At 40.1% G+C, this 14053-nt stretch carries 8 protein-coding genes; 7 read left to right on the top strand and 1 reads right to left on the bottom strand.

Translation table 11 applies throughout. The features are described 5' to 3' along the window. Positions 1–76 precede the first annotated feature (76 nt). The 4 genes from smc to HT99x_RS09955 all read left to right on the top strand — a co-directional run bounded on the left by smc (position 77) and on the right by HT99x_RS09955 (position 10167). Positions 77–3607, top strand: a complete 3531-nt coding sequence (smc, locus tag HT99x_RS09970; protein WP_259566265.1) for a chromosome segregation protein SMC — start codon at positions 77–79, stop codon at positions 3605–3607. Between the two features lie 12 nt (positions 3608–3619). Then, positions 3620–4447, top strand: coding sequence for a cell division protein ZipA (zipA, locus tag HT99x_RS09965; protein WP_075067151.1), 828 nt, complete (start codon positions 3620–3622; stop codon positions 4445–4447). Positions 4448–4455: 8 nt separating this feature from the next. After that, positions 4456–6480: an NAD-dependent DNA ligase LigA gene (gene ligA, locus HT99x_RS09960; protein ID WP_075067150.1), complete on the top strand. Its 2025-nt coding sequence runs from the start codon at positions 4456–4458 to the stop codon at positions 6478–6480. Between the two features lie 255 nt (positions 6481–6735). Further along, positions 6736–10167 carry a hypothetical protein gene (locus HT99x_RS09955; protein ID WP_259566260.1) on the top strand — a complete coding sequence of 1144 codons (3432 nt, stop codon included), beginning with the start codon at positions 6736–6738 and terminating at the stop codon, positions 10165–10167. A gap of 106 nt (positions 10168–10273) precedes the next feature. Here the strand turns inward: HT99x_RS09955 and HT99x_RS09950 are convergent, their stop codons facing one another. After that, the gene (locus HT99x_RS09950; protein WP_075067149.1) at positions 10274–11446 is read right to left on the bottom strand and encodes a hypothetical protein; all 1173 of its coding nucleotides are present in this window, start codon (positions 11444–11446) and stop codon (positions 10274–10276) included. A 356-nt stretch (positions 11447–11802) separates the two neighbouring features. Between HT99x_RS09950 and prmB the strand changes: the two genes are divergently transcribed. From prmB to HT99x_RS09935, 3 genes are read left to right on the top strand one after another with little or no spacing between them, the layout of a single operon-like run. After that, positions 11803–12738, top strand: coding sequence for a 50S ribosomal protein L3 N(5)-glutamine methyltransferase (prmB, locus tag HT99x_RS09945; RefSeq protein WP_075067148.1), 936 nt, complete (start codon positions 11803–11805; stop codon positions 12736–12738). Next, the gene (aroC, locus tag HT99x_RS09940; RefSeq protein WP_075067147.1) at positions 12738–13817 is read left to right on the top strand and encodes a chorismate synthase; all 1080 of its coding nucleotides are present in this window, start codon (positions 12738–12740) and stop codon (positions 13815–13817) included. The genes prmB and aroC overlap by 1 nt, the downstream gene beginning before the upstream one ends. Positions 13818–13852: 35 nt before the next feature. Next, positions 13853–14053 (top strand): hypothetical protein, encoded by a 201-nt coding sequence (locus HT99x_RS09935; protein WP_235528456.1) that lies wholly within the window; start codon positions 13853–13855, stop codon positions 14051–14053.

The following is a 14053-nucleotide window of genomic DNA, read 5'->3' as shown; positions in this document are numbered from 1 at the left end:
TTAGGGTAAGAATAAGTTTAACCTGGTTTAGGTATGAGAGCCAATCGCTATCGCTTGGTTTGGAGCGTAACAGACAATGCGTTTAAGTAAGATTAAAATTGCGGGTTTCAAATCCTTTGTAGATCCCACCACCATCACGTTTACGGGTAACTTATCCGCAGTTGTAGGGCCTAATGGTTGCGGTAAATCCAATACCATCGATGCCGTACGATGGGTAATGGGTGAATCCAATGCCAAGTATTTACGCGGCGGCTCTATCACCGATGTTATTTTCAGCGGTTCTTCAGGAAGAAAGCCTGTTGGGCAAGCAACGGTTGAACTGATTTTTGACAACAGAGAAGGTAAGTTAGGTGGTGAGTATGCTTCTTATGCTGAAATCGCTATCAAACGACAAGTTACACGCGATGGGCAGTCCAATTATTTTTTAAATGGCCAACGTTGTCGTCGTAAAGATATTACCGATATCTTTTTAGGTACCGGTTTGGGGCCTCGTAGTTATGCCATTATCGAACAAGGCATGATTTCACGCGTAATTGAAGCAAAACCAGACGATCTTCGTATTTTTGTGGAAGAAGCAGCGGGCATCTCAAAATATAAAGAACGACGTAGAGAAACCGAAAATCGTATTTCACATACTCAAGATAATTTAGCTCGCTTAAATGACTTACGTGAAGAGCTCAATAAGCAATTACGTCACTTAGAACGCCAGTCCCAAGCAGCAGAAAAATATCAGTCCTTTAAGGCGCAAGAAAAGCAATTCAGCTCACAATTGGCTGCAATGACTTGGCAACGCATGGACGAAGAAATCAAATCTTATGAAACAGTAATCAGAGAAACACTGACTGCTTTAGAAGCAGAGCAGGCTGGCTTACAACATCTGAAAACAGAATATGAAAAACATCGCTTAGATCATGCAGAAATCACCGATGCATTAAATGAAGTGCAAAAACGTTTTTATAGTATTGGTGCAGATATTGCTAAAATTGAGCAATTGCTACAACACCACCATGAACGTAGACAACAATTAAATGCAGATAAAATTGAAGCCGAGCAGCAGCTAGCGACGACGCAGATGCAATTGGCACATGATCAAGAAACACTGGCTGATCTGCAAGAACGTTTAGAAGATGCTTTGCCTGAATATGAAGAAGTCAATGAACAAGCGGCAATGCGCCAAGAGATGCAAGAGCAAGCAGAACTTGCATTAGAAGCGTGGCGTGATGAAGTTGCAGAGTTGCAACAAATAAGCCAAGGTCCAAGCAAGCAAGCAGATTCAGAAAAAATGAAAATTGCTCAATATGAGCGACAAATTCAACAAACACAAGAAAGACAAACCCGCTTGGATGCACAATTGCAACCGCTTTCTTGTGAACAAGATATGCAAGATATTATTATTTTGGATGAAAAGCTTGATGTTGGACAACAACAGCTAGAAGAAATGCTGGAAACACTTGAAGAACAAGTGCACGAAAAAGAACGTCATCAAACGAATCTGAGCGGATTACGTCAACAAGTCAAAACATTATCCCAAACATTAAATGGTGCTGAAGGGCAATTATCGGCATTGCAAACCTTGCAAGCAGCAAGTTTGGGTAAAAATCAAGAATCACGTAAAGCATGGCTAGGAGAGCAGGGGATTAATGAACCTAAATACTTAGCACAAATGCTTAATGTGAAAGCTGGTTGGGAAATTGCCGTTGAAACCGTGTTAGAAGGATTCTTAGAAGCCGTTGGCATTGAACAAACGAATTGGATTGCACTTGATAATGTGCAAACTTTAGAGGGTAATGGCATTACCTTGGTTGAATGGCAAGAAAATCGCTCGAGAAAAAATCTTCCCGATATAGAAAAGCGCTTAGTTCATTTTGTTGAAAATAGCGAACATTTGCCAGCATGCTTATATTCTGCATTGTATCAAGTACATGTTTGCCATGCGAAAGCGGATGCAAAAAATCAACTTGCTTCGCTTCAAGAGAATGAAACACTGATTACAGCTGATGGTTGGTGGTTTGGTCAGGGTTGGGTAAAGGTACGTAGCCAACAAGAAGCTAATCAAGCAGGTGTTTTACAGCGAGCTGAAAAAATTAAAACACTTATGCAAGATGTGGAAGTGATGCAGCAGCAAATGGAAACGCTGCAAATTGAGATTGATACCACAGAAGAAGCCATTAAAACATTTGAAGATTCTCGAGAATCCTTGCAGCAACAAAAAAACACATTGCAGCAAGAATTGACAACCTATCAAAGTGATAAACGAATCAAGCAAAGTCGTATCGAGCAAAATCAAAAGCGATACAACCAAATTCAACATGAATTAACAGAATGCCAAGAATTTGTGCAGCTTTCTCAGCAAGATATCAATACTGCGCGTAGTCATTTGCAAGAAGCACTTGAAAAGATGTCTGAGTTTACACAAAGACAAGAAAATTTGGCTAAACAAAAAGATTCATTGCAAGAAGCGGTGCACCATACTAAGACTGTTGCCAAAGAAGCAACCGAACGTGGCCATCAATTAGCAATGAAAGTGCAAACTTATAAAACACAAATCGAAGCACTAACATTGAATATTGAACGTTTCGAGCAGCAGATTGAAAATGCCAAAAATAAAGTAGAGCATATTGCTGAAATGCTCGAAAGGAACGAAGAACCGATTGGGCAGTATAAAGAAGATCTTGAAGCATTCCTTGAAAAACGCTTAGTTGTTGAAGATGAATTAAGTCAAACTCGAGATGCTGCTGCTGAATTTGATCAACGTATGCGAGAAATTGAGCAAGGGCAAGCTGCTCATGAGCAAAAAATCAACAAAATGCGAGAGCATTTAGAAAGCACCAAGATGGCATGGCAAGCTTTGTCAGTTCGTCGTGAAAACACCTTGGAAAAATTAAAAAATATTGAACAGTCTATCGAAGAAATTTTGGCAACCATTCCAGAAAATGCGACCGAAGAAGAATGGACGACACAACTTGGTGATATCGAACAAAGAATTGCTCGCTTAGGTGCCATTAACTTAGCCGCAATTGAAGAATTTCAAGCCGCGCAAGCTCGTAAAGAATATTTGGATTCCCAATTTAATGATTTAACGGAAGCATTAACCACACTGGATAATGCGATTAAAAAAATCGATAAAGAAACACGTGCTAAGTTCCAAGAAACCTTTGATCAAATTAATAATACGTTCATGCAAAGATTCCCTAAACTATTTGGTGGTGGGCAAGCAAAGCTTGTGATGACAGGCGAAGATTTGCTCGATACGGGGATTACGGTTACCGCACAACCACCTGGCAAAAAGAATGTTAATATCACGCAATTATCCGGCGGTGAAAAAGCACTCACTGCAGTTGCGTTGGTGTTTTCTATATTTGAATTGAACCCTGCACCATTTTGTATGCTCGATGAGGTTGATGCTCCGTTAGATGATAGTAACGTTGGCAGATTCTGTAATTTGGTAAGGGAAATGTCTAGTACAATTCAATTTGTTTACATTAGTCACAATAAACTTGCGATAGAAATGGCTGAACAGTTACATGGTGTCACCATGCGAGAGCCTGGTGTTTCACGCTTAGTAACGGTTGACATTGAAGAAGCAAAATCGATGGCACAAGTATAAAGGAGAATATTAATGCAAACTGATTTGCAGTTGTTGTTGCTCATTATCGGCTTAGTGTTTGGTGGTTTTATCCTTTATAATACGTTTAGAAAAAAGGCGAACACCAAAGCTGCGTTACAAGAAGAATTTGAATCGATCACCACAAAACAAGCAACGCAATACAAAGAGCGACATGATCCTTTGCTGGATGATTATGATGAAGAACCTGCAGGTAAAAAAGTATTGCAGGAAGCAAGGCATGAGGAATGGGTTGATTCTGAAGCTGCTGAATCAGAGCTTCCTGATCTATTCGCTACGGAGCCTGAAACGGTATTGCCTGAACTTATCGAAGCGCTACCCGTGTTAGAGTCTGAGGATTTGCCTGCAAAAGAAAAATCACCAGAGCCACCCGCTATCAAGCCTGAAATTATTATATTGAGTATTATGCCTCATCAAGGCAATCGCTTTACCGGTGCAATGTTGTTGTCAGCATTAAAGGCCAACCAATTTTATTATGGTGAACACAAAATATTTCACCGCCACGTTAATGATAATCCTAAGGAAGCCATTTTATTTAGTGTTGCTTCATTAATTGAGCCGGGTAATTTTGAATATCATCAAATGCTGAATAAAAATTTCCCAGGGATTTTAATGTGGATGATGCTGCCTGGCCCCATGGATGCTATGCAAAGCTTTGATAAAATGTTAAGAAGTGCAAGACAATTGGCCTCCTTTTTAGGAGGAGATCTTTGCGATGCAAAACGTTTAGCATTGACTACAGAAGTGATTGCGACTATGCGTGAGAGAGTTCATCAATTTCAAGTCATGCATGAAAATCATCTTGAGTATGAATTAGAATAAGTAAGGTAATACAGGTGGTCACACAAGCCCTTTTGAAGCAGTATCATCAATTAAAAGAGCTAATTCGTGAACATGATCACCGTTATTATGTCCTAGATGATCCTACTATCCCTGATGCTGATTATGATGAGCTTTTTCAAGAATTAAAGGCCATTGAACAAAATCATCCAGAACTTATCACCCGCGACTCACCGACGCAGCGCGTCGGTGGCGAAGCGCTTAAAAACTTTTCATCCGTTACGCACTTAAGCCCTATGTTGTCGCTTGATAATGCTTTTTCAATCGAAGAACTAGAACGTTTTGAACAACGTATCAAGCAGATTCTTGGAAATGAAATAACAGAGCTTGACTATAGCTGTGAACCCAAATTTGATGGTATTGCGGTAAGCTTGTTATACGAGAATGCTATTTTAGTACGAGGTGCTACACGTGGTGATGGAACAGTTGGCGAAGATATTACAGAAAATATCAGAACAATTCCAAGTATTCCATTAAAACTAACTGGCAAACATATTCCCCGTTTGATTGAAGTGCGCGGGGAAGTTTATATGCCTAAAGTAAGCTTTTTTAAATTGAATCAAATGGCTGCATCAAGCGGCATAAAAGAATTTGCTAATCCTCGTAATGCAGCCGCAGGTAGTTTACGTCAACTTGATCCGAAGATAACTGCAAAAAGGCAATTAGCTTTTTATAGCTATGGCGCTCAAGTGGAAAAAGATCAATCTTGGCCTAAAAATCATTATGATAGTTTAATGCAGTTAAAAGAATGGGGAATTCGCATTTGTCCTGAAAGTAAAATCGTCAAAGGCATAGCAAAAGTGCAAGCTGCCTGGGAATTACTTTTAAAAAAACGTGATAATCTTCCTTATGAAATTGATGGCATGGTCGTCAAAGTCAATGATTTTGCCTTACAAAACGAACTTGGTTTTGTTGCACGTGCGCCGCGTTTTGCGGTTGCTTATAAATTCCCTGCTCAAGAAAAGAAAACCAAACTATTAGACGTTGATTTTCAAGTAGGGCGAACTGGAACTTTAACTCCGGTTGCCAGACTTGAACCAGTTTCCGTTGGTGGGGTGACCGTCAGTAATGCAACCTTGCACAATATGGACGAAATTGCTCGCAAAGATGTGCGTATTAATGACTGGGTGGTGGTCAGACGTGCAGGCGATGTTATTCCTGAAGTGGTTAGACCGATACTTGAAGAACGAGGTCAAGATACCAAAGCCATTAAAGCACCTACCAAATGTCCTGTTTGTGGCTCGCAGGTGGTTCGTGTTGAAGGTGAAGCCGCATTGCGTTGTGAGGGTGGATTAGTTTGTTCTGCACAGTTAATTGAACATATTAAACACTTTGTTGCAAGACGGGCGATGGATATAGAAGGGCTCGGAAGTAAGCTAGTAGAGCAGTTAGTTAATCAAAAAGTGATTGAATCGGTTGCTGATCTTTATCACTTAACCAAACCTCAACTCATGGCTTTAGAGCGCATGGGTGAAAAATCGGCAACGAATCTATTAACTGCCATTGAAAATAGTAAAAAAACCACTTTTGCAAAATTTCTTTATGCCTTAGGTATTCGGGAAGTGGGTGAAGCAACCGCCAACTTGCTTGCGGAGAATTTTACCAATCTCGATGAGCTTATGCAGGCAGATGAAGAGGCCTTATTAGCCTTACCTGATGTTGGCCCTGTAGTGGCGCAGCAAATCAGGGCTTTTTTTGCAGAGAAAGCAAATCAAAAGATTATTAGTGCGTTATTAAAAGCTGGGATTGAATGGACAATTGTGAAACCCATTCTTCATGAAGGTTCTCTCTCATTAAAAGGCAAGTCCTATGTTATTACAGGCACTTTGAAGTACCCTCGTGATGAGATTAAACTGCAGCTTCAGCAAAAAGGCGCTAAAGTCGTTGAAAGCGTTTCTGCTAAAACCGATGGTGTCATTGTTGGTGAAAAACCCGGCTCAAAGTATAAAAAAGCACAGACCCTGGGGATCCCTATCTTGGGTGAAGCGGAATTAGAAAAATTATTAAAGGAATAAAGTCATTCGCCGAGTTCCCGCATGGATGCCGCGGATAAACCGCGGCAAGTAGCGTATGACTTGACCGCGGGAGCCAGAGCTCGCCCTCCCATTTATCAGACGATAAACGTTTTCCCCCATAAACTCCTCGATACCTTTGTCGGTCATTTAAAACAGTCTATCTTTTATAGCCCCAATGTCTATTTTAAGTAAATTAAGTAACTGATAAATTCGTTGCAGGTTAATTTTACTCATATAAAAATAGGTGCATACGCTATGAGCTTGCCATCCATAAAAGAACTAATCGTTGATTTAAAGGATCTGGGAAATTATGTGCAAAATGTAAAGGGTGTATTTCCATTTATTTTAAATGAGAAAGCAATAACGACTCCCTTTGAATTTAAGCAAAAATGGATGGACACGTTAAATTTTGACGAAGCTTATCTTAGCGATTTAGAAAAGAAAGGCATGCTTGAATATAACGAATTTGATGAAAAACCTAGCATTGATAAAATTAATGAATTAACGGAAGAATCACCTAGCGAATTGGGTGAAGAGGCAGCAAATACCTTTAGAAAAGGTATAGAAGGCGTTTTCCGTGTGATGAACAAAAACGATATTATTTTAAATAGCATGGTTGAAAGTCATGCTTTAGGTTATCAAGATTTATATTCGTTTGGCAGTGATTTATTTTACACTAAACAAAAGCCCAATTTTGCTAATGCAAAAGAGTTATTAGAAATTTTCTCTAAACCTTTATTTACTGAAAACGTTGTTCCACAAGTCATTCCACAAGTTCTTCCTTTGATCGAACTTGTTGAACAAGTCGAGTTTGAGCCCTTTGGCCATCGCCTTCATAATCCACAGCAGGTGATATTTAACGATGATGATATTGATTTAGGGAGTTTCTTTGCATTATTTGATAATGATGGGCTTGATGCATTATTAAATGATAAAACAATTGAACAAGAGCATTTGCAACCTGCCGTAGATGAACCTGCTATAGTAGGTGAACTTGTTATAGAGAATAAAGTAGATACGGATGCAGTAGATGCATTACTAGAAGGTTTTGAACTGCTTGTTGATGAAGAAGCAGTAGATGCATTATTAGAAGATTTTGAAAAAGATGAAGAAATTGTTGATGAAGTCGTGGCAGAGAAAGCGATTATTGCTCAAGAAGATATCGTAACACCAACATCAACTGATACTGACGATAATGAAGTCGTCGATGCTTTGCTTGAAGACTTTAGTTTTGATGGACTTGAATTGCCACCATTCCCACAAACTGGTACCCTCGTTGCTCAAGATGATGTCGTCGTTGAATTACCGCCGTTCCAACCAACGGTCGCCGACAAAGCTACTGTGACGCAAGAAGATATTACATTTCCACCAACGGACACAGTAGAGACGGTTAACATGGAAGAAGTTGATGCGTTGCTTGCTGGCTTTAATGATCTTGAATTACCACCATTTCCGCACACCGAAACTCCCGTTGAACAAGATGTCGTGGTAGAATTGCCACCGTTTCAGCCAACTGATGTTGTGGTTGAATCTGTCACGGATAAAGCTACTGTGGTGCCAGAAGATAACCTATTTCCACCTGTGCCAACGAATACGGTAGACGTTGACGCCGTTGACGCCGTTGACGCCGTTGACGCCGTTGACGCCGTTGACGCCGTTGACGCCGTTGACGCCGTTGACGCCGTTGCTGCACTGCTTGCTGATTTTGATGCTCTTGAATTGCCACCATTCCCACATACCGAAACCATCGTTGCTCAAGATAATGTTGTGGTAGAATTACCGCCGTTCCAACCAACGGAAACGGCTGCCGACAAAGCCACTGTGACGCAAGAAGATATTGTATTTCCACCCGTACCAACGGACACAGTAAACACAATAGACGCGAAAGACCTTGATGCGCTGCTTGCTGACTTTGATGCTCTTGATTTGCCACCACCACAAGAGATACCTGTCATTGCACAAGACAAACTTGACTTATCGTCACCATCATTAACAAGTTCAATCGATAATGATGTAGTTGACACTTTGCTTGACGGTTTTCTCAATGACGATACATTACCTAAAAACACCACAGAACAAATTGATACGGTTGCCGTTGATGAATTATTGAGTATGGGTAGTCAAGAAGCACCTGTTGCACCTTTGATGCCGCCACCACCAATACCTACGAAATCGATGGCCCAGTGGCAAGCTGAAAAAGCGCAGCAAGCCAAACAAACCCCTGTCAAGGTAACAACGATTGAAACCTCAGAGGAAACGACTGCAACAAAACCTAAAAACTTGCATGGTGATAAACCTGCATTCCAAATTCAAGCTAATGATTTTGCTGCGCAGTGGCAAAAAATCAAAGAAAATAAAGTTAAAAAATTAGCCGAACCAACCACTGAACAAAAAGCTGTATCTGTTACAGAAGAGGTTTCTGAAAAAACGATGCTTGATGTTTTTAAGGATGCTATGAAGAATGCCAAACAAACTGGTACTTTGCAACAGAGTATGGACAGCATTGATTCAGATGAAGAATCACAAGATGATTGGGCTTTAGATGAAATTCGTGAAGATAATGCATTATTGGTTAGACAAAAGGCAAACGAAGCTGCTCGTGCCTCAGATATACATGCTAAAGTAAATCAATTACTAGAAGGAAAATCTGAAGCTTTAATGCATTTGGTTGACAGCTATGAACAGAAAGCAAAAGGTTTAGCTATTCTTAGTAAACTAAGCACTACTGCTCAAGAGAACACGGCATTGGTTGATGCTGTTACAGATGGTGTTAACGATATGCAACGTGTTTTGATTTCTGATCTTAAAGCTTATGCAACCTCATCGATAATGAATGCGATGGAGAGCAATATTGTAGAGCAAATGAATAAGCAATTTAATGTTGATAATGCAAGCAAAGCGCTGGATGCAGAAATTTTAAAAAGTGCAATATCAACTTTATTAGCATCACCTCCGCCTGAAATGAAAAATGCACTTGATAGCGCAGCATATCAAGCAATAGATGAATTGCTAACCGCAGATAGCCGTTATTTTGAGAATGGTATGGTACCCAATACAGGATTTTGTAAAACAGCCGTTGAGCATATTTCACAAGGGTTAGAAGCTTTAAAACCAAAATTATCTAATATTATTGAAGCACAAGGACTGGCAGAGGCGACGGCGGCTCCTGTTAAATCAGAGGGCTGGGGAGAGTTTTTTGCTAATGCGATGTTTGGCCGTAGAAAAGCCTATGCTGACGACGACACACAGGATGATGCTGATGAATTCTCTGATAGTGATACGGAAAGTAGTAAAGAAGATGCTAAACTTGATGCGAGCGAAAAAGTTGAGCAAACAGATCCTTCTAAATCAGCGAATCCGTTTAGTATGGCAAACATTAAAAACATGTTAGGAGGCCTATTTGGTGGCGGTCATGCTAAGGATAAGGCACCGGTTCAAAGCCAAACTGAAGATGACGTTGATATTATCGCCGTTAATGAATTGCTTGCTGATATGAGTCCAATAACTTCTGAATATGTCACACCGAATGGATCTGGCGTGAATAAACCGATTGAGATGTCAGAAGTATTTGCAGCAGATCCTATTCCAGGTATCGAAGGAAATAGTCATACTGCTGTTGTTTCACCGTTTACTCAACAACTATCGGTTGAAACACATGATAGTGCGAATGGTTCAATTTTTGGTTAAACTCTTCCCACTTTGACTTTATACTGCGTTGGCTACATTCGCTCACCCCAGTCATGCACTATGTGTGCACTCCTGGGGTTTCCCTCATTTGCCGCCTTGTCTAAATTCAAATTGGTTCGAGTATCGTTAATGGTGTGCTTCCTTCGTCGATAGCAATATGTCGAGAAAAAACTTCCATTCCACCATTTCCACCAGGAAATGAGAGCTGAACATCAGCGATGGTAATAGGTTCCATTGGCTGAGCTTTGTCTGAAATTTTAATTTCATATACATTGGTTGCTAAACCATCTTCAACTCTTTGCACCACCTCAATTAAACGATTTTCTTGTTCGATGGCGAGTTGTTTAAATAAAGTATCGAGATTAATCGTTGCCAGAGGATTGTCATTACTATTGGTATCATTAACAATAATCGTTTGATAAACAGATTGCTCATAGAAGATATCAAAATGTTTTTGATTATCAAGTTCAATAGCGGGTGTGGTGGTAACGTTCACGGTAAAAGCAGCATGTTCATTTGATTCAGTGACAACGGCAAAATCAATCGGTAATTTAAATTGTGCCATGCTGGTAACAGAGACATCTTGAATAAATTCACTGACATGATGACTACCCGTGCCTACAATTTCGAGTAAAGTATGAGAACCGGGATTGCCTTCAACAGAGAAGGTATATCCTCTGGCTTCATTTTGCGATGTATTGATAGTTTGTAATAGTTGATGATCCCAATAAATCTGTAATTGGTTCAATAAGCCCATGCTAGGAATATAATGTAAAGTAAATTGATAGGGCTTATTCGGCTCGGTTTCTAATAGTTGACTAATTTTATAGACATTTTCTGCAATCGTTTCATTATGCCATTCTTGGGTTATTGCTAAATTGGGAGCATCAGTACGCACAATCGGATGGTTAAGTGTAAAGGTATAAAATCCATCAGGTTTGAGTTCAGCATTAAAAATGACATCGCCATCAGGACCATAAGTTGCAGTGAGTTGCTGTTGATTTTGTGTCAAATGATAAGTTAATGGGCTGCCATTGGCTTTTAGATCCAGATCCTGTAACGCTGTTTGTTCAGATAGTGGCGCAAAATGAGCTGATTCTGATAGTGAAAGTATGCCTGAGATGGTTTTTGCTTCAGATGCGCCTGGTAATAATCCTATTTCATCAATAGAAGTGATTGAATTCATAATCGATTTGATATGCATCGTATCAGGTGACTTGGTTAATAATTCATCTAATTCGCTCACAGGCAGAATCAAAAAGTCATCGATTGCTGGCATATTTCACCCAATGTATACGTGCTGATACACATTTATTTATTACCATTCTCGTCTGATCAAAACATGAGAGGCTGTAATTGTATACTGGACTTTGGTCCTACGTGGGGAGCTAAGAAATACAATGTCAGCTAAATAAGATTTTTAAAGTGCACTATTACACCTGTAAAGTATCTTCTTCAATGCCTGGCAAAATAGCCTTTCTATCTTAAACGGAAGTTTTCTAGTTAACTATTTTTCTGAGATAAAAGAAAATTGATTTTGCATCATATTCTAAGGAGAATAATAAGATTGTGTCGGCAATTCACATTGCGAATTGCTTTCTGGATTGGTTTACATTTTGACGATAGGTTACTGTCATGGCAAGCATTATAAATACCCGAGAAGTTGTAGAGGAGATGGTAACAGTTCGAGATTTTATCCGCTATGCCGTTACTCATTTTAATCAAGCCAATCTTGTTTATGGTCATGGTACTGATAATGGCTGGGATGAAGCTGTTAACTTGGTATTAACCGCTTTGCATTTGCCGCCTGATGCAGACAATAACGTGCTTGATGCTCGTTTAACAAGCAATGAAAAGAATTTCCTAGCAGATAAAATTAGAAGACGAGTAGAAGATCGTGTTCCGGTTCCTTATCTTGTCAATGAAGCTTGGTTTGCGGGACTAAATTTTTATGTCGATGAGCGTGTCATTATTCCTCGTTCACCGATTGCTGAATTATTAGAAGATGAGTTAAGTCCATGGGTTGAAGTGGAAAATGTCAGTAGCATATTAGATATGTGTACGGGTTCTGGTTGTATTGCCATTAGCGCAGCGCTAACTTTTCCTGATGCCTTAGTCGATGCAGTTGATTTAAGCCAAGATGCCTTAGAAGTCGCTAAAATTAATGTCAAACGTTTTGGATTAGAAGAGAATGTACAATTGATCCATTCCGATGTCTTTAATGGTTTAGTCGGGGAAAAACGCTACGACATTATCATTAGTAATCCTCCTTATGTTGGAAAAGTAGAATACGATGCTTTACCCACAGAATATACACATGAGCCACAGCAATCGTTGCTGTGTGGCGAAGATGGATTAGCCGTTGTTAGACGCATTCTGGCCGAAGCAGAATCATTCTTAACGCCAACGGGTATTTTGATTGTTGAGGTTGGCTATAGCCAAGAACTTTTAGAAGCTGAATACCCCGGTGTTCCCTTTACTTGGTTGCAGTTTGAACGAGGTGGAGAAGGTGTTTTTCTATTGACTGCTGAAGAATTACGAGAATTTCGTCATTTGTTAGTCCAACAATAATGTCTGGCAATACCTTCGGCAAGTTATTCAAAGTGACTTCATTTGGGGAGGCACATGGCCCTGCGATTGGCTGCGTGGTTGATGGCTGTCCAGCAGGGCTTCTACTTTCTGAGCAGGATATTCAAAAAGAACTTGATAGACGAAAACCCGGGCAATCTCATTATACTACTCAGCGTCGGGAACCCGATAAAGTTGTTATTCTGTCGGGTTTATTTGAAGGTAAAACGACGGGTACACCGATTGCTTTACTTATCCACAATGTCGATAACCGCACAAAAGATTATGATGCACTCAAATCGGTTTTTAGACCTGGGCATGGTGATTATACTTACTATAAAAAATATGGGGTACGCGATCATCGAGGCGGTGGGCGTGCTTCTGCTCGAGAAACAGCGGTGCGAGTTGCTGCCGGTGCAATAGCGAAGAAGTTTTTATTTGAGGCTAATGCGATTACTATTCGTGGGTATTTGGCACAAATGGACGATATCGTTATTGAACACTCGCAGTTTTCATGGGATGCCATCCAGGAAAATCCATTTTTTTGCCCCGATTCTACGAAAATTTCAGCAATGGAACAAAAGATCGACCATTTACGTCGATTAGGAGATTCTTGTGGCGCGCGAGTTAACATTCAAGCAGAAAATGTACCTTGCGGATTGGGTGAGCCTGTTTACGACAAATTAGATGCCGATTTGGCTAAAGCCTTAATGAGTATTAACGCAGTGAAAGGTGTAGAAATTGGCGATGGTTTTCAGGCTGTTCAACAAAAAGGGAGTGAACATCGTGATGAGATTACGCCGCAAGGCTTCTTAAGTAACCACGCAGGAGGCATATTGGCAGGCATTTCAACTGGCCAATCTATACTAGCAAGTATTGCATTAAAACCTGCTGCGAGCATTCGGATCCCAGGACAAAGTATTAATGAAAATAATGAAGCAGTTGAAGTGGTAACAACAGGGCGGCATGATCCTTGCGTTGGCATTCGTGCAGTGCCTATAGCCGAGGCAATGGTTGCATTAGTATTAATCGATCATTGGCTATTGATGTATGGTAAAGGAACGCCTCTTTTTGGTCAGTAGACGTTCCTTCTCGACTACTCAAATAAGTGGAGAAAATGATGAATACGATTATCCAACTTTCTTTAGCTGTTATCTGCCTATTTATTATTTGGCGGATCTATAAAACCATGAAAGCCAATCCGCAGTTATTTAGTAAAGAAAATTTATCCAAGAGTTTTGCAAGCGCAGGTGTTTTGGCTTTAATTTTAATTGGATTTGTTTTTGTTTTAGTGATGCTATTAAAAACCGGAAAGTAG

The sequence above is a fragment of the Candidatus Berkiella aquae genome (assembly GCF_001431295.2).
In the GTDB taxonomy this organism is placed as follows: Bacteria; Pseudomonadota; Gammaproteobacteria; order Berkiellales; family Berkiellaceae; genus Berkiella; species Berkiella aquae.
Note: the sequence above shows the minus strand (reverse complement) of the source record. Positions and strands in the feature narration are given on the sequence as shown.